Raw genomic sequence first — 17,341 nt, 5'->3', positions numbered from 1 at the left:
GCGTCGAGACGGGCGCTAGAACATCGGGTCGTGCTGGATGAGGCTGGCCCGCACCCCGGCGATGATCAGCCCGCGCCGAGTGTTCTCCACCATCATCGGTGAGCCGGTGATCAGGGTTTGCCGGTCGTCCCAGCTGCCCGCGGCGCCGACGACGTCGACGAGCCGACCGATGCGATGGTCGATGCCGAGCTCGGCGGGCCGGACCGGGTCGTCGAGCCACCACGGATCGGTCTGCTCCTCCGACACCGCGGTGATCGTGAGCCACGGATTGGTCGCCGCGATCTGACGCAACACCGGTAGGTCGTACAGCTCACCGGGATACCGCGCCCCGTAGTAGACGTGGGTGGGCGGAGAGGTCGCCAGCGCCGACATCTCGATGAGCAGTGCGCGCAGGGGCGCCAGGCCGGTGCCGCCGGCGACCATGAGTACCTCGCGGTCGCCGTCGATGTGCAGCGTGCCGTGCGACTGACCGAACGTCCACACGTCGCCGGGCTGGGTCTGAGCGACGATCGCCGGACTGACCGTGCCACCGGGTACCGCGCGCACGTGGAACTCCAACTCGCCGTGCGGATTGGGCGGAATCGCCGGGGAGAGGTTGCGCCACACCTTCGGCCATTGGGGGATCTGGGCCTCGAGGTATTGGCCCGTGTTGAAGCGCAGTGGCGTGTCGGTGACGAGTCGCACCACCGCCAGACCGCGGCTGATGCGGAACTTCTCCACCACGCGGGCGGTCCAGGTCGCCGGCCCCGACGCGGTCTGCGCCGCTCCGCGCATCACACCGGTGACGAGCATCATCGCCTGCCCGACGGTCCGCTGGGCCTCGTCGTCCCACTGATCGCCGAGCGTGACCGCGAACTCACCCATCAATGCCCGGAAGATCGCCTGATAGTGCTCGGGCTGCACCCCGTACTTGCGGTGGTCGCGCCCGAGTTGCGCCAGGAACTCCACGAGTTCGGCCTGTCCGTCCGGGCTCGGGATGACGTCGAGGACGTGGTCGATGACGTGGTAAAACGCCTCGCGCTGATGCGCCATCATCGCGCCGAACAGTTCGCGCAGGTCGGGGTCGATGGCGAACAGTCGCGTGTAGATGTTGCGGGCAAAGCGGTCGGGATCGCGGGCGATCAGGTCGCGGAGTTGATGCAGCACATGGCGGGAATGACTCGCCATTGCGCACACCTCCCACCGATCACTGGTCACCGATCACCGGTCAACCGACAACATCTCCATTCTGCCCTGCGTCACCGACAGTTCGGTTCACCCGCGGGCCGTCGCCGTGGCGCAGCCGATCCGAGGATGGCGACGACCGGCAATTCTTTTCGTCCGTCGAACGCATGAGATGCGTCAACAACTATGGCAATCTCGAATGGTGACAATGTTGGCCGGAACGATATCGGGGATCGTCGACGCCCACGTCCAACAATGGAATCCGCGTCGGACACCGTGGTCGCGTAATCCCGTCGCGCGTGGATACCGATTTGTCCCCAAAGTGGGGGACAGGCTTTTTTCGGTCGCCGTTCCCCAGGCCGAGCGCGATTATGTGCTGACCCCGCACATCATCGGCCGTGCGTATGAGCCGCGGCACTACGGCGCCGACATCGCGCCGGTGGCGCAAGTGGTGGGGGTGGGCATCGAGTCGGTGGTGGTGTCCGAATCGTACTGGCGCCTCGGCGATGTCGAGGAGCCCGACGCGAGTCGGCAGGCCGTCGACGAGATCGACTACCTGCAGGGACTGCCGTTCGGGGTCGGCGTGGCCCCGACGCTCGGTGCGGTGATGGTGCGCGGCGATCCGCGGGCCGAGGGCTTCGAGGCGCGCCTGGACGCGCAACGCGCGCTCAGCGATCGGGTGCGCGGTATCCAGGTCACCGCGACGCGCCATCCGGACCCGAAGGTCCGGTCGGCCGGGCCGGTCGACGGCATGCTCGCATCGGCCGACTTCCTCTCCGGTGTCGAGAAGGTCGCCGCCCGCGGGCTCGCCGTGGAGGTCTTCGTCTACTCCCATCAGCTCTACGACGTGATCACCCTCGCCCGCGAATTCCCCGACACCACCGTCATCGTCGACCATTTCGGTTGTCCGGTCGGCGCTTTCGGCCCCGTCGGGCTGCGCACCGGGACCACCGCGGCGGCCCGCGCCGACATCCTGCGCCTGTGGCGTGAGCGCATGACCTCGATTGCCGCCGAACGCAATGTGGTGGTCAAACTTTCCGGGCTGGCCATGCCGGTCCTCGGCTACGGTCGTGAACCGTGGGGCAACATCGGTACCCGCGAGACCCTGACACAGATGGTCGGCCCGCTGGTCCAACACGTCGTCGGTCACTTCGGTGCGAGCCGGGTCATGTTCGGCTCCAACTTCCCGATCGACAAACCGAATGCATCGATCGACACCGTCATCGCGAGCCTGACCGAGATCCTCGAACCCTGGGGAGACAACGTGCTGGGCAACGTCTTTCGCAACACCGCGCGCCGCGTGTACGGCATCACCACGCCGGAACACACGCGCGCGGGGTGAGGCGTGCGGCTCCGGCACCCCTCACCCCGCGCGACGGTCCGTCAGTCCCGATCCCTCGCGTCGGCCTCGCCGGGGCCTTCGGGCACCGGCGGTTGCGGCATCACCGGGTACTCGCCGGTGTAGCCCTGCCGCTGTCGGGAGATCGCCAACACCTTGCCGCGGCAGGCGAACCAACCGCCGGTCAGCAGTGGGATCCCGACGATGATGGCGATGAGATTCCAGTAGTTGTCCCAGCACATCAACACCACGACGGCCGCGAGGAACAGCAGCGTCAGGTAGCTGGTGTATGGCGTGCCCGGCAGCCGGAACGCCGGCCGCGTGAGAATGCCCTTCTGCTCCCATCGGTACAGCTGGATCTGGCAGGCGACGATCATGCCCCAGGTCGAAATGATGCCCAGCGCCGAGAGATCCAGGGCGATGTTGAAGGCCTCGGCCGGGACGAACAGGTTGAGTACGACGCCGAGCAGGGTCAGCGCACCGGTCAGCGCGATGCCGCCGAAGGGCACGCCGTTGCGGTTCATCTTGGCCGTGAACGCCGGGCCGCTGCCGTTCATCGCCATCGACCGCAGGGTGCGGCCGGTGGAGTAGAGACCGGCGTTGAGGCTCGACAGTGCCGCGGTGAGCACGACGAGGTTCATGATGCCGCCGGCGGCGGGGACGCCGATCTTGGAGAAGAACGTGACGAACGGACTCTCGCCGGCCTTGTAGGTGGTGTAGGGCAGCAGCAGTGCCAGCACCACCAGCGATCCCACGTAGAACACGGCGATGCGCACGATGACCGAGTTGATGGCGCGCGGCATGACCTTGGCCGGTTCGGCGGTCTCGCCGGCGGCGGTACCCACCAATTCGACTGCGGCGTAAGCAAAGATGACGCCGGAGGTGACGATCACCAGTGAGAACATGCCGGTCGGGAACATGCCACCGTTGTCGGAGATCACGCTGAATCCGGTGGCGGCGCCGTCGATGTCGAAGCGTCCGCCGAGGAAGATGATGCCGACGACGAGGAAGGTGACCAGTGCGGCGACCTTGATGATCGACGCCCAGAACTCCATCTCGCCGAACAGTTTCACCGAGATGATGTTCATCGCCATCACGATGCACAGGGCGACCAATGCGATCAGCCACTGGGGGATCGCTTCGAACATGCCCCAGTAGTGGACGTAGAGCGCGATCGCGGTGACGTCGACGATGGCGGTGGCCGCCCAGTTGAAGAAGTAGAGCCAACCGGTGACGAAAGCTGTTTTCTCACCGAAGAACTCACGCGCGTAGGAGACGAACGACCCGGATGACGGGCGATGGAGCACCAGCTCGCCGAGGGCGCGCAGGATGAAGAACACGAACACGCCGCAGACGGCGTAGGTGATGAACAGGCCCGGGCCTGCATCGTGGAGTCGGCTGCCGGCGCCCATGAACAGGCCGGTGCCGATCGCGCCGCCGATGGCGATCATCTGGATCTGCCGCGGCTTCAGACTCTTGTGGTAACCCTCGTCCTCATGGGTGAGAGCGGAATTGTCGTACGAGGTCGATGATTCGGCCGTCAATGGTTCCCCTTGGTGTGGGTCGACAAGTGGTGGGTCGACCGGCGTCGTCGGCCGCGAGCGGGTTGCGCTGCGGCACATGTGTGATGGACGGGAACCCAAGTTAGGGAGTGGTTGTGACATGAATGGGAGATCCATGTAAACAGATTCGCGATTCGCCGACCCGGATATCGGACCACTGGGCACGAAAAGACCTGCCCCGAAACGGGATGTGGGCCGGATGTCCGATTTAACATGACGGCCGGGTGTGGTCGGCGTCACGCCGGCTGTGTGTCGCCGATCAGCCCGGATATCCGCGCACGCGGCGCCGCCGTCGCGGATTGTGTGCCGGTACCGGCACGTCACGCAGAGCGCGGGTGATGATGTCGACGAACTCGGTGCACGTCTGGTAGCGCTCCTCGGGCTTCTTGGCGAGCGCCTTGGCGAACACCGAATTCAGCGCCGACGGAAGCCAATCGCGGCGCCGGGTGAGCTTCGGCGGCTCGTCACGCAGGTGGGCGTAGGTGATGGCGAACGGCGTGGACCGTGGGAACGGCGGCAGCCCGGTGAACAACTCCACCAGCGAGCACGCGAACGAATACACGTCGGTGGCCGGGGAGAGTTGTTGTGCCTGAAGTAATTCGGGGGCAGCGTAGGCGATGGACCCCTGGACCCGCCCGTTGCGGGCGAGGGGCCGGGTGTCGTCGAGGAGTCGCGCGATACCGAAGTCGCTGAGCACGGCGTCGGTGTCGTCGGAGGTGGACGTCAGCAGGATGTTCGCGGGTTTGACGTCCCGATGCAGGATCTCGCGGGAGTGTGCGTAGTCCAGGGCGTCGCCGATCTGCGCTGCCACGCGCAGTACCGCGGGCACCCGCGGCTGTTGATCCTCACGCGGGATCAGCGACATCGCCGACGGACCGGCCACGTACTGCATCGCCAGCCACAGCTGCGTCCGCGGCGGAGACGAATCGACGAGTACCTCACCGCGCGAGACCATGGCCACGATGTGCGGATGGTCGAGGAGCGACGCAATCCCGAACTCTCGCTCGAAGCGTTCTCGCGCCCGGCCGGTGTCGCCGTCGTCGGCGTGCAGAACCTTCAGCGCGAGCGGCGTCGACTCGCCGGTGCGGTGCACCCGGTAGACGTCGGCACTGCTGCCGTGACCCACGACGGCGTCGATCTCGAAACCCGCGACCGTCTCGCCAACCCCGAACATCTCGTCAGGATATCGGCTTGCGCCGAAATCACTTCTTGGGCGTCAGGCGAAAGATCGGGAAGACGCGGCCTTCGGCGGTTTCGGTGTATTTCAGGAATTGCTCGGACGCCGAGACGAAACCCTGCCACGCTTGTTCACGCTGCGCCGGATCGAGTTCGGTGGCGGTCGCCGGATGCTTTTCGATCCCGGATTTCTCGCCGGCGTATTCGATGGTGATCTCCGGATTCTTGCGCAGATTGTGTACCCACGCCGGATCCTTCGGAGAGCCGGCCGCGCTGCCGACGATGAAGCGGCCTCCGGCGCCGTCGGGCAGCGACATCAGCGGCGTCACCCGCTGCGCCCCCGATTTGGCGCCGATCGAGTGAACGAGGACGAGGTTACGGCCGAAGCCCATGGTGGTGACGGTGCCGTCGTTGGCGTGGAACTCGTCGATGATGGTCTTGTTGAAGTCGGTCATCACTCCATAGTGCGTGAGGGCGCCGGTGGAGTGTGGACGTTGGCCAAACGTTCACCGCAGGGGCGTGCCGGTGCGGGTCTCAGGAAGGGACACGGGCACCCGGCGGCCACGCCTACGCTGAACCCATGAGCAGTGTGCACACGAGTACCGAGACCGGCAGCGTGGACCTCGCCGATCTGCGCGCCGACCTCCCCGACCAGATGATCGTCACCGACCCCGACATCCTTGCCGGGTATCGGCAGGACAGAGCCTTCGACCCGACGGCCGGTACACCGCTCGCGCTCATCCGCCCAACGACCACCGAGCACGTTCAGACGGTGGTCCGCTGGTGTGCCGCTCATCGCGTCCCGATCATCACCCGAGGCGCGGGCACCAGCCTCTCGGGCGGTTCGACGGCCGTCGACGGCGCCGTGATGCTCTCGACGGAGAAGATGCGCGAGATGAGCATCGACACCGCCACCCGAACCGCGGTGGTGCAGCCGGGGCTGTTCAACGCCGAGGTGAAGGCCGCTGCCGCGGCACACGATCTCTGGTACCCGCCGGACCCGTCGTCATTCGAGATCTGCTCGATCGGCGGCAACGTGGCCACCAACGCAGGCGGGCTGTGCTGCGTCAAGTACGGCGTCACCACCGACTACGTGCTCGGTATGCAGGTGGTGCTGGCCGACGGCCGCGCGATCCGCCTCGGCGGCAAGCAACTCAAGGATTCGGCCGGGCTGTCGCTGACCAAACTGTTCGTCGGCAGCGAAGGCCTGCTCGGGATCATCACCGAGGTCACCTTGCGGCTGCTGCCACCGCAGGCGTCGGCGTGCACGGTGGTCGGTACCTTCTCGTCGGTGCATTCGGCGAGCGAGGCGGTTCTCGCGATCACCGCCAGGATTCGGCCGGCGATGCTGGAGTTCATGGACAAGGTCTCGATCAACGCCGTCGAGGACATGCTCCGGATGGGACTCGACCGGGATGCGGGAGCACTGCTCGTGGCGCAGTCCGATGCGCCCGGCCCGGCCGGTGTGGCCGAGGTCGAGATCATCCGCGAGGCCTTCGAATCCTGCGGCGCGGCCGAGGTTTTCGACACCACCGACGCCGCCGAGGGGGAGGCGTTCACCGCTGCCCGTCGCGCGGCGATCCCCGCGGTGGAGAAACTCGGTTCGCTGCTGCTCGAAGACGTCGGGGTGCCGCTACCGGCCCTGCCCGCACTGATCGACGGGGTCGGCAGGATCGCGAGCGACAACGCGGTGATGATCTCGGTGATCGCCCACGCCGGTGATGGCAATACCCATCCGCTCATCGTGTTCGATCCCGACGACGCCGACGAGCACGACCGCGCCCAGACGGCGTTCGGCCAGGTGATGGACCTGGCGATCTCGTTGGGCGGCACGATCACCGGTGAGCACGGCGTCGGCCGACTGAAGAAGGGCTGGCTCCCCGATCAGGTCGGCCCAGACGTCATGGAGCTGACCGCCGCCATCAAGGCCACCCTCGATCCCGACGGCCTGCTGAATCCCGGTGTGATCCTCTGACTCGCCCACCCGGTGGCGACCCTTCTCCTGCTGGTGGCCGCCACCCGCCGGCGACCGCTTCTCCCGCTGAGGTGCTAATACCCGCCGGCGACGCTTCTCCCGGTGGTCGAGGTGTGAGGAGCGTTAGCGACGAGCCTCGAGCCCCGGTGAGACACCACATCTTCCGCACCACAACGGTGCACCGGCGCCAATCGCTACCGCCCCGTCCACCGCGGCGGACGCTTGCTGACGAACGCACTGATCCCCTCGATGGTGTCCTGACTGATCAGCAGCGAGTCGAGGACCGAGGAGGTCGCCTCGATCGCCTCGACCGGATCGTCGATGGCCTCGGCGTCGGCCATTGCCTGCAACGATGCCCGGACCGACGTCGGCGAGCCGGCCAGGATCTCCTGTGCCACTTGACGTGCGGCGACGAGTACCTGGCCGTGGTCGGCGATGCGGCTGACCAGACCGATGCGGTAGGCCTCGGCGGTGTCGATGCGGCGGCCGGTGAGGATCATGTCGCGGGCCAGTGCCGGGCCGATCGCGCGCGGTAGCCGAACGAGTCCGCCCGCGGCAGCGGCCAGGCCCACCTTCACCTCGGGCAGACCGAAACTCGCCTTCTCGTCGGCGACGATGATGTGGCACGCCAGAGCGATCTCGAGACCACCACCGAGGGCCACGCCGTTGACGGCGGCGATCACCGGCTTGGGTAGTTCCCGGCGTGAGGTGAGCCCGCCGAAGCCGTTCTTCGGGACCGCGAGCATCGCGTCTCCGGCCATGTGCGCCAGGTCGTTTCCGGCGGAGAACGCCTTGTCGCCCGCTCCGGTGAGGATCGCCACCCAGAGGTCGGGGTCGGCGAAGTAGGCGTCGAAGATCTCGTCGAGTTCGGCGTTGGCCGCCGGGTCGAGTGCATTACGCGCCGCGGGCCGGTTGATCGTCACCTCGAGGACACGGCCGTCCCGACGGACGACGACGTTCTCGTACTCTGCCCGAAAGCCGTGCGGTCCGACCGGGAACAACTCGGACATCCGCTCATCGGAAACGGTCACGCGATTGCCGCGGGCGAAGGACCGGACGTAGATCGGTGAGCCGATGGGATCGTCACTCCCGGTCAGCAATTCGAGGAGTTCATCATCGCCCTCGGCGCCGTTGGCGACGAAGCGCGCGCCGTCGCCGAGCCGGCCGACGACGATGGACTTACGGCGCCCATTCTTGTCGGCGGGCAACACGGTGAAACTCTCGATGGTCGCGGCGCCGTCGGCATTGCGTCGCTCGTCGACGGACGGTCGGCTGTCGAGTTCTCGCTGGATGCGGGCATCGTCGCCGGCCTGCCACGGGGTCGGTGTGGTGGCGTAGATGCCCACCGAGTACTTGCTCATCAGCCCGCCGTTGGCGGCAACGAGACCGAAAGTGCCAGGGCGCGAACGCACTCGATCGACGACCTCGGCGATCGCGTGCATCGAATAGTTGTTGCCGGGCCCGCCGAAGTACGGCAGTCCGCCGGTGACGGTCAACCCACGCGGATCGTCGGCGCGCAGGCCGAAGGCATCGCAGATGTTGAACACCGCGATCGGGAAACAGCTGTAGAAATCGAGGAAGGCGATGTCGTCGAGGGTGAGGCCGGCCATGTCGAGGGCGGTGTTCATCGCGGCGATCGACGCGGGACTCGTCGACAGGTCGTCGCGTTCCATCAACGGCCGCTCCCGCAGATCGCTGTGTCCGTGCACGAATACCCAACGCGTGGGATCGATTCCGAGTTCGGTGGCCTTGGCCACCGACATCACGACGACCCCCGCGGCCTGGTTCACCTGATCGCGCGCGACCAACAGGCGCGTATAGGGTTCGGCCAGTTCGCGATTGGAGTCCGACACCGTCGCGACTTCCTCGACCGATCGCGCTTCCGGTGACGCCGCATGCGGATTGGTGGCCGCGATCACCGACATCGGGGCGAACAGTTCGGCCATCGACCGCGCGTAGTCGGCGCGGGACAGTCCCCGACGGTGCCGCCGGGCGTTCTCCAGCAGTGCGTACTGGGTGATCGGCTCGAGGAGTCCATGTCGCGCCTCCTGCACCGAGGTGAGGCCCTTGAGCCCGAATCCGCGGTCCTCGTGATCGCCGGGCACCGTCTCGGAGAAGTCGGGGCGCGCTTCGGCGGGCGGAGACTTGAGCGCGTGCCGAACCGTCGACATCACCTCTGAGCCGAAGATCAGCACAGCGTCCGCATTGCCGTCGGCGATGGACTGCGCGAACTCGTCGACCAGTTTCTGCGGGCTCTGTCCGCCGACCACCTCGGTGACCGCGCGCCGCGGCGTGACCCCGATCCGGCCGGCGACCGCGCGCGGCATGTTGTCCGGACGGCCCAGCGGCGACGACGAGAGCGGACTCGACACCTCGAAGGATCGCACCGCCACGACGGTGTCGACGGCCCGTGCCACCTCGGTGGGTGCGACGCCGGTGTCGGTCAGTGCCGCATCGAGCGCGCGGGCGGCCAGATCGGCCTCACCCAGACCCCGGTAGTCGGCGTCGGTGATGCGCTCGGACGCCTGCCCGACGCCGACGATGACGGGGGTGCGCGGATCGAGGTCGTGCAACTGGGCCTCGTGGGTCATGCGGTGTCCTCCCGGTCACATGAGACATGTGCTCACCATCGTTCCATGTGACCAGGCGGCGCTACCGATGCGCCTGTGAGAATGCACGATCGACGGGCCGCGGGAAAGGACGTGACCGTACGCCGCGGCAACCCCTCTGTGCCGCGGCGTGCGGGGCCGTGATGTGGATCGCCCCGCGGTAAAGCGCCAGCGTGCGGCTGTTTGTCGGCTGCCGGTCGACGACATGGCACCCCCGATGCCACGCCGATCGCGTGCGGGAAATGGGCTCTGACTCATTGTCCACCCGGACGCGGTCAACCACTGGGGGTATTGACAACAATAGAATGACAAACGACGCTCATCGATATCGGATATGTTGTCTTCCAACAAGGCGACCTTGAGGGTGGGGCGAGAAAGGCGGTAGGCCGGTAATGCGCGATCTCGATCTTCGACGGCTGCGGATGTTCATGGCGGTGGTCGATGCCCCGTCGTTGCGGGTGGCGGCCGAGCGGCTCTACATCTCCCAGCAGGCGCTTTCTGTCGCGATTCGCGAACTCGAGCGGCAACTCGACGTCGAGTTGTTCTCTCGGTCGCGACGAACCCTGACGCCCACGCCGGCCGGGGTTGCGCTCTACGAGGGGGCGATCCCGTTGTTGGCGGGCGGGTCGAATCTCGCGGCCGAGGTCAAGATGATCGACGACAACAAGCCCGACCCGTTCTCCATCGGGCACACGCCGGGGTTGGCGCCGTCGGAGGTGTTCCAGGTCATCGAGGGTGCGGTGTTGGCCGATCCGTCGTTGCTGATCACGGTCAAGCCGCTCTGGCCGGGTGACATCCGCGATGCCATCATGTCCGGCGACGTCGACATGGTGCTCGCCCGCTCGCACACCGCGCCGACCGATCTCGCCGGCGCCATCGCCACTCGACACGAGCTGCGGCTGGCGGTCAACGCCGACAATCCGCTGTCGGAGAATCCGACGTGTGCGATGCGCGATCTCGCCGATCATCCGATCGTGGTGTCCGAACTCGAGGACGACTACAAGAACATGATCGTGTCGTACTGTCGCCGAGCGGGTTTCGAGCCGGAGATCGTCGTGTCGAATCTGCGTGGCACTCCACCGCACATGTCGGTGATCACCCATCCGGATGCGTGTGCGTTCGTCACCAATCAGCCGGGATGGTTGTACCAGAACCAGATTCGCGTCGTCTCGTTCGACGATCCGCCGATGACCCCGGTGATGGCCATGTGGCTGCCCAACACCGCGTCGAGGATCCGTAACGCCATCCTCGACGCGGTCGGGATCACTGACGAGACAGAATGAGCTCCAGGTCGGTGCCGGTGGGTAGGGTGCCGTACTCGAATCCGCGGTCGGTGCCGAGTCGCGCGGCGATGAATGCCTCGGCGACCTCGGTCGGTGAGAACCGTACGAGCAGAGACGCTTCCAGCGCCAGCGCCATCGATTCGACGACCCGTCGCGCGTTGCGCTGAGCGGCTGCGGCATCGAGTCCGGCGAGTTCGCCGAGTTGGTTGCGCAACCGGTCGAGGTGGGCGTCGAGGTCGGCGTGCGCACCGCGTGCCAGGTTCACTTCGGCGTCGAAGGCGCCGACCGATTCCGGTTCACGGGTCATGGCGCGCAACACGTCGAGGGCGATGACGTTGCCCGAACCCTCCCACACGGCCATCACCGGTTGTTCGCGGTAGCGCATGGCGAGCGGGAAGTCCTCGGTGTATCCGTTGCCGCCCAGGCATTCCAGGGACTCGTAGGCGTGATGCGGGCCGCGTTTGCAGATCCAGTACTTGGCCACCGCGGTCGCCAGGCGACGGAAGGCACGTTCGGTGTCCGAGGCATCCTCGTCGTGGGCGCGGGCCAGGCGCATCGCGGTGACCGTGGCCGCCTCGGATTCCAGTGCGAGATCGGCCAATACGGCGGTCATGGCCGGCTGGTCGGCCAGCGTCGCACCGAATGCCGCGCGATGGCGGGCATGCCACACCGCTTCGGCGACGGATTGCCGCATCCCGGCGGCACTGCCCAGCACGCAGTCCAGTCGGGTCTGGGCGACCATCTCGATGATGGTGCGCACTCCGCGGCCCGGCTCGCCGACCATCAGCGCGACGGTGCCGTCGAGTTCGATCTCACTGGACGCGTTGGACTTGTTGCCCAGCTTGTTCTTCAGCCGCTGGATGCGGAAGACGTTGCGGGTTCCGTCGGGTAGCACGCGGGGGAGCAGGAAGCACGACAGTCCCTCACCGCCGGGGCCCTGCGCCTGTGCGAGCACCAGGAACGCATCCGACATCGGCGCCGAGCAGAACCACTTGTGCCCGGTCAGCAGGTACTCCGCGCCCGGGCCGCCCGCGCCGACCGGTCGGGCGACGGTGGTGTTGGCGCGGACATCCGACCCGCCCTGCTTCTCGGTCATCGACATCCCGAAGATCGCCGATGCCTTGTCGGCGGACAGTTCGGGAGAGTAGCTGCGGGACAGTGCTTTCGGTACCCAGGCGGCGGCGACGTCGGGTTGCAGTTCCAGTGACGGGATCACCGCATGGGTCATCGACACCGGGCAGGCATGGCCCGGCTCGATCTGACCGAAGAGCATGAACACCGCGGCCCGGGCGACATGTGAGCCCGGCTGCGGGTCGGCCCAGCAACGGGTATGGGCGCCATGGGAAATCGATGCGGAGATGATGCGGTGATACGACGGGTGGTACTCGACCTCGTCGATGCGGTGGCCCCACCGGTCGAAGGTGTGCAGTTCAGGGGTGATGGTGTTGGCCAAGTGCGCGTCGCGCTGGAACTCCGCGCTGCCGACCAGCGCGCCGACCTCACGCAGCTCTGCCTCGGCCCATCCCGCGTCGTGACGCGCAACAGCTTCTTGCAGAACGATATTCAGCTCGTACTCGTTGACGTCGACGCGCGGTCCGGACTGATTGAAGACCGTGTGGGTCAGATGCGGCTGCGGGTGGGCCGTTTCGGCGGTGGTGCTCGGGTTGGTGGTGGTCGGGTCGGTCCAGGTCACGGCGATGCCTTTCCGGTGGGGGTCAGCGGCTGGTCGAGCACGCTGTCGGGGATGCCCATGTTGGTGAACAGAACGGTGACGGCCTCGGCGACGGATGTCCCCAATTCGTCTCCGGTGGCTGCATTTTGGACGGTCAAACCGAAAATCGCCGACCAGAAGGCCCGGGCCTCGACGCCGATCTCGGCCCGCAGCTGCCATCCGGTGCGGACCAGGGTGTCGAGGAGCGCGGCCTCGCCGCGGTCGTGCAGGGTGGACAGCGTTTCGGTGATGTGGGGGCGTAGATCGGTGCGACGTGACACCAGCAGCATGGCGGTGGTGAACAGTTCGACGTTGCGCGACTGCGGGCCGAGGAGGGTCTCGACGAGGGTGCGGGTGTAGTCACGGACCGTTGTCGCCGACGCCGCGGCCTGCTCGGCATGCCGACCGGCGCGCAGCACCGCCGCACACGCCACCTCGACGAACAACTGTTCCTTGGACCCGAAGTAGTAGGTGACCTGATTGGGAAAGGCGTCGGCCCGGGCGCAGATTTGCGCCACCGACGCGGTCTCCCCGACCTCGGCGAACACTTCACCGGCCGCACGCAGCAGTGCGCTGCGGGTGGCCTTGCCGGCCTCGCGGCTGGCGCGACGTGCAGTGGTCACGGTGACTCCCTAGTGTTTGTATGGAAAACAATAATTGGGAGGGGTGGGGTGCGCAAGGGGGCAGGCAGGGGGGCAGGCGTCGGCGACCGACCGCCGCCACACGCCATGAGGTGTCAGGGTCTAGTAGGAGGACTCGCGCACATCGGAGACCGAGATTCCGTGAGTCACTCCGAACGAGAAGGCCGCTGCCGGGTCGAGGATGTCGCCGGATTCGTCGACCAGCCGCACGGCCACGGCCACAGGTGCATGGCCTTGTGCGGTTACCTGCTCGACGGCGAGTTCCCAGCAGCGCCGACGACTCCGGTAGCCGCCGTCATCACACCGGACCGGCATTACGTGACCGGGCCGGACCAGGTCGTCCGGAACACTCGAACCGTCCGCCAGTACGCGCAGGGTGCGCGCCCGATCGTGCGCGGAGATGCCGGTGCCGATTCCGTTAGCAGCATCAACTGCGACGGTGAACGACAGCCGCGAGTCCTCGGAAGCAAACACGGGCTGATCGGGAATGCGGAGCTTGTCGAGGAGAAACGAGGGCATGGCGGCGTGTACCAGTCCGGACGAATGCCTGATGGCGAAAGCCAGTTGTGCTGTCGTGGCGACATCTGCGGCGAACACCAGTAGGGCGCCTGATTCATCGAGAAGGATTGTCTCGGAAGAACACCGGCGGGCGTTCTGCGCCTTCGGCGATGGCGTGGGCTCGTCTGCTGTGTGAGCTGGACGGTCGAGGGTGGCAGTCATGAGGTTGGCCCTCCCTTGGGGGTGGAGTCGAGTCCGATGAGTAACGCCTGCCGGCTGGCGCGCACATGTTCGCGCATCACGCGTTCGGCGCTGTCGCCATCCTTGGCGGTGATCAGATCGACGACGTGGTGGTGCTCTCGGTCGGATTGCAGTGCGCGACCGGGCTGACCGAGTGAGGTATGGACCAGGCGGGCATAGGCGAGTTGGTTCATCAGAGTCCGGTAGTGCGCTTCGAGTTTCTTGTTGTCGGCACCGACGATGAGCAGGTTGTGGAACTCCTCGACGAGTTCGGCGTAGCGGTCGCGGTCGTCGCGGGCCACTGCCTCATCGGCTTGGCGGAGGTTCTCTTCGAGGAGGTCGAGTTCAGGGACGCGTCCGCGTTGGGCGAGTAAGCGCGCCGCTGCGCCCTCGAGTAGTTCCTTCATCTCGAAGAGTTCGGTGATCTCGCGGCGCGAGGGCGTGGTGACGAAAGTACCTACGCGAGGCCGTATCTCGATGAGCCCCTCGGTCTGCAGTTGTTTGAATGCCTCGCGGACCGGTGTTCGGCTGACACCGAACTCTTCGGCGAGAGCCAATTCGGAGATGTTGACCTCGGGTAGGATCTCGCCGGCGATGATACGACGACGGATCTCGGTGACCAGACGTGCCTGGATCGATCCGTTGCCTGTCCCATTGATGACCATCGCATTCTCCTTCATCCCAACGACTCCGTCGTCACGGCATCCGCCTCGCACATCGGCGTCAGCTGATCGGTGTCAGTGCGCCACCGTCGAAGAACTTACCCGCGCCGTACACCATGGGAGCGCGGTCGCTCGCCGTCGCGTGTAGGACCCGGCAGACGAACAGTGTGTGCGTGCTGGCTTGCAGCCGCTCGCGGATCTCGACTTCCATCTGCGCGCTACTGCGATCGATCAGCGGACTGCCGAACGGGCCGGGTGTCCAGTCCAGGGCGGCGAACTTGTCGTCCGACTTGGTCGCGAACACCCCGACAACGTCGAGCTGATCGACCGAGAGAATGTTGATAGCCAGATGCTCTGCGCGATAAAGACATTCGTGCGTCGACGACGTTCGCTGCACGGCGACCATCACCGTCGGCGGCTCCAGCGTCACACTGGAGAAGGCATTGACGGCGAGTCCGCGGGGTTTGTCGGCGTCCATCGCGGTCACCACCGTCACCCCGGTGACGAACTGGCGGTTGACCTGCTTCATCACGTTGATATCCGGGTGCATGCGCGTGTGATGGTCGGCTGTACTCATGGTCACTGGTCCTGTCCGATGCTGATGATGCCGAGCGCCGCGAGAAGGGCCCGCGGATCCCAGGTCACGTGTTCCTCGACGATGACGTCGTCGGCGAATCGGGCGAAGGTGGCGCCGCTGACCGTCACCTCGCGCCGGGTCGCCGGAACGCCGAGGAAGGAGTTCTGGTGTACCCCGGTGCTGTGCCACCGGATCGCAACCCGGTCGCCATCTTCGACGATGTCGTCGATCGTGGTCACCAACGACGGAAATGCCGCTCGCGTGGCCACGATCGAGTCCTTGAATGCTGCGCGGCCCTGGGCGTCACCAGAACTGCCGATCCTGCGGTAGTCGGGTCCCAGTAGATCGTCGAAGGCATCGACGTCGCCGCGATCCCATGCTGCATCCCAAACTTCGCGGATTCGACCGGCCCGAAGTGCAGATGTGGACATCTTCTCGTCCTCTCTTGATGTGGCTGGTATACAAGCCGATCTCATACCTGAGACCCTGTTGCATACAACAGAATGTAAGCCGCATCACGAGCGGTGTCAACGAGTGCGCCAGATCGCCTCTCGGTCTCATTGGCGCCAAGCGTGCCCACCAGGTGATTTAACATGCTTCTAACAGGACTTTCATCGCTTCCGATCATCGTTTGGGCCATTGTGGCAGGGAATTTCTGCCATTCTCTTGACCTGTGTCACTGCATCGCATAGCGTGCTGTGGCATGCAAGAGAACGAACCGGGTACTCACGCTGAAATACGCAAAGTCGTGGTGTACCGCGAACAGATCGTCACCGAGGCGCAGGCCGAGCCCGTCCGGCCGATCGCTCAGGCCAGCGTCGCCGTGGTGGTACACAACCCGTGGGTCGGCACCGGCCCCACACGCGATCTCTCCCGCGAGGTCGAAGCTGTTGCGCCGGGCCTGGCACGCCTGGTCACCGAGAAGTTGATCGACGCGCTTGGTGGCGTGGAGGCCATCGAGGCATTCGGAAAGGCGGCAATCGTCGGGTCCGCCGGTGAGATCGAGCACGGCGGCGCCCTCATACACACCCCGTACTTCGGCAACTTGATGCGTGAGTTCCTCGAGGGCGAGTCGATCATCTGCTTCGCCGACACCCGTGCCGACGCCGGCGAGACACTTGTCGTACCGCTCTGGCACAAGACATCCGCCGCCACCCGCAGTCACTATCAGACCGTGTCCGCCCGCGTCTCTGACGCGCCACGCGCCGACGAACTGGTCATCGTCGCCGCCGGCTCCACCGGTCCCCGGCCGCATCCGCGCATCGGCGACCGTAAGACCGACCCTGCAGTCTCCATCACAACCCTGGAAGGTGTCCCATGCTGAACATCCGCAAGATCGTGACCATCGTTGAAGAAATCCGGACCGAGGGCGGCCGTGCCGTGACTCCCGCCGCGCGTGTGGCTATCGTCGCCGCCGTGATCGAAAATCCTTGGTCTGGACAAGGGTTCGTGGATGATCTGGCGCCCGGCATCGATGCCAACGCCTCCGACCTGGGTGCGCTGCTGGCGCCGTCGGTCCTCGAGGCGCTCGGCGATCCGGCGCAGGCCTACGGCAAGGCGGCGATCGTCGGTCTCAACGGCGAGATCGAGCACGGGTCCGGTCTGATCCACACCCTCAAGTTCGGTGATCACTTCCGCAAGGCCGCCGATGCCACCACTCTGCTTCCTGCCGTCGAGAAGCGTGGGCCGGCCGGGGTGATTTTCGATATCCCGCTCAAGCACATCACCGACGCGACGATCCGGTCACATCATCAGACTGTCGAGGTGCGCATCGCAGATGCGCCGCACCCCGACGAGATCGTCATCGCACTCGCTGCCGCCGCACAGGGGCGGCCGCAGCAACGCCTCGCCGATCTGTCGACCGAGCGCTGATCCAGCACGCTCTGACGACACGCCCCTGATCG

The 17,341-nt window shown here is 66.1% G+C and carries 16 protein-coding genes; 5 read left to right on the top strand and 11 right to left on the bottom strand.

Annotated elements, in window-relative coordinates; translation table 11 throughout:
- Positions 1-15: 15 nt before the first annotated feature.
- Entirely contained in the window at positions 16-1,167 is a 1,152-nt protein-coding gene (locus tag GOPIP_RS11965; protein WP_006369912.1) for an FAD-binding oxidoreductase, read from the bottom strand.
- Positions 1,168-1,372: 205 nt separating this feature from the next.
- Between GOPIP_RS11965 and GOPIP_RS11960 the strand changes: the two genes are divergently transcribed.
- Positions 1,373-2,506: an amidohydrolase family protein gene (locus GOPIP_RS11960; RefSeq protein ID WP_020169791.1), complete on the top strand. Its 1,134-nt coding sequence runs from the start codon at positions 1,373-1,375 to the stop codon at positions 2,504-2,506.
- A gap of 41 nt (positions 2,507-2,547) precedes the next feature.
- Here the strand turns inward: GOPIP_RS11960 and GOPIP_RS11955 are convergent, their stop codons facing one another.
- From GOPIP_RS11955 to GOPIP_RS11945, 3 genes are all read right to left on the bottom strand, one after another.
- The gene (locus tag GOPIP_RS11955; RefSeq protein ID WP_006369910.1) at positions 2,548-4,047 is read right to left on the bottom strand and encodes an amino acid permease; all 1,500 of its coding nucleotides are present in this window, start codon (positions 4,045-4,047) and stop codon (positions 2,548-2,550) included.
- A gap of 277 nt (positions 4,048-4,324) precedes the next feature.
- On the bottom strand, positions 4,325-5,239 hold the full coding sequence (locus GOPIP_RS11950) for a serine/threonine-protein kinase (RefSeq protein ID WP_006369909.1): 915 nt from the start codon (positions 5,237-5,239) through the stop codon (positions 4,325-4,327).
- 28 nt (positions 5,240-5,267) lie between these two features.
- Complete coding sequence (locus GOPIP_RS11945) at positions 5,268-5,696, bottom strand: nitroreductase family deazaflavin-dependent oxidoreductase (RefSeq protein ID WP_006369908.1); 429 nt, start codon at positions 5,694-5,696, stop codon at positions 5,268-5,270.
- Between the two features lie 125 nt (positions 5,697-5,821).
- Here GOPIP_RS11945 and GOPIP_RS11940 point away from each other — a divergent pair, with 125 nt between their 5' ends.
- On the top strand, positions 5,822-7,216 hold the full coding sequence (locus GOPIP_RS11940; protein ID WP_006369907.1) for an FAD-binding oxidoreductase: 1,395 nt from the start codon (positions 5,822-5,824) through the stop codon (positions 7,214-7,216).
- A gap of 194 nt (positions 7,217-7,410) precedes the next feature.
- Here GOPIP_RS11940 and GOPIP_RS11935 read toward each other — a convergent pair whose 3' ends face one another.
- Positions 7,411-9,807 (bottom strand): acetyl-CoA acetyltransferase, encoded by a 2,397-nt coding sequence (locus GOPIP_RS11935; protein WP_006369906.1) that lies wholly within the window; start codon positions 9,805-9,807, stop codon positions 7,411-7,413.
- 410 nt (positions 9,808-10,217) lie between these two features.
- On the opposite strand from GOPIP_RS11935, the gene GOPIP_RS11930 reads away from it, so the two are divergent.
- Complete coding sequence (locus GOPIP_RS11930) at positions 10,218-11,108, top strand: LysR family transcriptional regulator (RefSeq protein WP_006369905.1); 891 nt, start codon at positions 10,218-10,220, stop codon at positions 11,106-11,108.
- Here GOPIP_RS11930 and GOPIP_RS11925 read toward each other — a convergent pair.
- The 6 genes from GOPIP_RS11925 to GOPIP_RS11900 all read right to left on the bottom strand — a co-directional run bounded on the left by GOPIP_RS11925 (position 11,089) and on the right by GOPIP_RS11900 (position 15,868).
- Positions 11,089-12,801 carry an acyl-CoA dehydrogenase family protein gene (locus tag GOPIP_RS11925; protein WP_006369904.1) on the bottom strand — a complete coding sequence of 571 codons (1,713 nt, stop codon included), beginning with the start codon at positions 12,799-12,801 and terminating at the stop codon, positions 11,089-11,091. The genes GOPIP_RS11930 and GOPIP_RS11925 overlap by 20 nt on opposite strands.
- Positions 12,798-13,442 (bottom strand): TetR/AcrR family transcriptional regulator C-terminal domain-containing protein, encoded by a 645-nt coding sequence (locus GOPIP_RS11920; protein WP_006369903.1) that lies wholly within the window; start codon positions 13,440-13,442, stop codon positions 12,798-12,800. Before GOPIP_RS11920 ends, GOPIP_RS11925 begins: the two co-directional genes overlap by 4 nt.
- A gap of 120 nt (positions 13,443-13,562) precedes the next feature.
- Complete coding sequence (locus GOPIP_RS11915) at positions 13,563-14,180, bottom strand: 3,4-dihydroxy-2-butanone-4-phosphate synthase (RefSeq protein ID WP_006369902.1); 618 nt, start codon at positions 14,178-14,180, stop codon at positions 13,563-13,565.
- Positions 14,177-14,878, bottom strand: coding sequence for a GntR family transcriptional regulator (locus GOPIP_RS11910; RefSeq protein WP_035727828.1), 702 nt, complete (start codon positions 14,876-14,878; stop codon positions 14,177-14,179). The genes GOPIP_RS11915 and GOPIP_RS11910 overlap by 4 nt, the downstream gene beginning before the upstream one ends.
- 43 nt (positions 14,879-14,921) lie before the next feature.
- Positions 14,922-15,437, bottom strand: coding sequence for a flavin reductase family protein (locus GOPIP_RS11905; protein ID WP_006369900.1), 516 nt, complete (start codon positions 15,435-15,437; stop codon positions 14,922-14,924).
- A gap of 2 nt (positions 15,438-15,439) precedes the next feature.
- On the bottom strand, positions 15,440-15,868 hold the full coding sequence (locus GOPIP_RS11900) for an ester cyclase (RefSeq protein ID WP_006369899.1): 429 nt from the start codon (positions 15,866-15,868) through the stop codon (positions 15,440-15,442).
- A 272-nt stretch (positions 15,869-16,140) separates the two neighbouring features.
- Here GOPIP_RS11900 and GOPIP_RS11895 point away from each other — a divergent pair, with 272 nt between their 5' ends.
- Together GOPIP_RS11895 and GOPIP_RS11890 are read left to right on the top strand one after the other, a co-directional pair.
- Positions 16,141-16,761, top strand: a complete 621-nt coding sequence (locus GOPIP_RS11895; RefSeq protein WP_035727825.1) for an amino acid synthesis family protein — start codon at positions 16,141-16,143, stop codon at positions 16,759-16,761.
- Positions 16,755-17,309, top strand: a complete 555-nt coding sequence (locus GOPIP_RS11890) for an amino acid synthesis family protein (RefSeq protein WP_006369895.1) — start codon at positions 16,755-16,757, stop codon at positions 17,307-17,309. Before GOPIP_RS11895 ends, GOPIP_RS11890 begins: the two co-directional genes overlap by 7 nt.
- The last annotated feature ends 32 nt before the right edge of the window (positions 17,310-17,341 follow it).

The sequence above is a fragment of the Gordonia polyisoprenivorans NBRC 16320 = JCM 10675 genome, from assembly GCF_000241325.1.
In the GTDB taxonomy this organism is placed as follows: Bacteria; Actinomycetota; Actinomycetes; order Mycobacteriales; family Mycobacteriaceae; genus Gordonia; species Gordonia polyisoprenivorans.
The sequence above is the reverse complement of the archived record's forward strand: the minus strand, read 5'-3'. Positions and strand labels throughout refer to the sequence as shown.

Excerpts from the sequence above, each read along its gene's own strand:
- GOPIP_RS11965 (WP_006369912.1), bottom strand. The coding sequence starts at position 1,167 with ATGGCGAGTCATTCCCGCCATGTGCTGCATCAACTCCGCGACCTGATC.
- GOPIP_RS11960 (WP_020169791.1), top strand. The coding sequence starts at position 1,373 with ATGTTGGCCGGAACGATATCGGGGATCGTCGACGCCCACGTCCAACAA.
- GOPIP_RS11950 (WP_006369909.1), bottom strand. The coding sequence starts at position 5,239 with ATGTTCGGGGTTGGCGAGACGGTCGCGGGTTTCGAGATCGACGCCGTC.
- GOPIP_RS11945 (WP_006369908.1), bottom strand. The coding sequence starts at position 5,696 with ATGACCGACTTCAACAAGACCATCATCGACGAGTTCCACGCCAACGAC.
- GOPIP_RS11940 (WP_006369907.1), top strand. The coding sequence starts at position 5,822 with ATGAGCAGTGTGCACACGAGTACCGAGACCGGCAGCGTGGACCTCGCC.
- GOPIP_RS11935 (WP_006369906.1), bottom strand. The coding sequence starts at position 9,807 with ATGACCCACGAGGCCCAGTTGCACGACCTCGATCCGCGCACCCCCGTC.
- GOPIP_RS11930 (WP_006369905.1), top strand. The coding sequence starts at position 10,218 with ATGCGCGATCTCGATCTTCGACGGCTGCGGATGTTCATGGCGGTGGTC.
- GOPIP_RS11915 (WP_006369902.1), bottom strand. The coding sequence starts at position 14,180 with ATGACTGCCACCCTCGACCGTCCAGCTCACACAGCAGACGAGCCCACG.
- GOPIP_RS11910 (WP_035727828.1), bottom strand. The coding sequence starts at position 14,878 with ATGAAGGAGAATGCGATGGTCATCAATGGGACAGGCAACGGATCGATC.
- GOPIP_RS11905 (WP_006369900.1), bottom strand. The coding sequence starts at position 15,437 with ATGAGTACAGCCGACCATCACACGCGCATGCACCCGGATATCAACGTG.
- GOPIP_RS11900 (WP_006369899.1), bottom strand. The coding sequence starts at position 15,868 with ATGTCCACATCTGCACTTCGGGCCGGTCGAATCCGCGAAGTTTGGGAT.
- GOPIP_RS11895 (WP_035727825.1), top strand. The coding sequence starts at position 16,141 with ATGCAAGAGAACGAACCGGGTACTCACGCTGAAATACGCAAAGTCGTG.
- GOPIP_RS11890 (WP_006369895.1), top strand. The coding sequence starts at position 16,755 with ATGCTGAACATCCGCAAGATCGTGACCATCGTTGAAGAAATCCGGACC.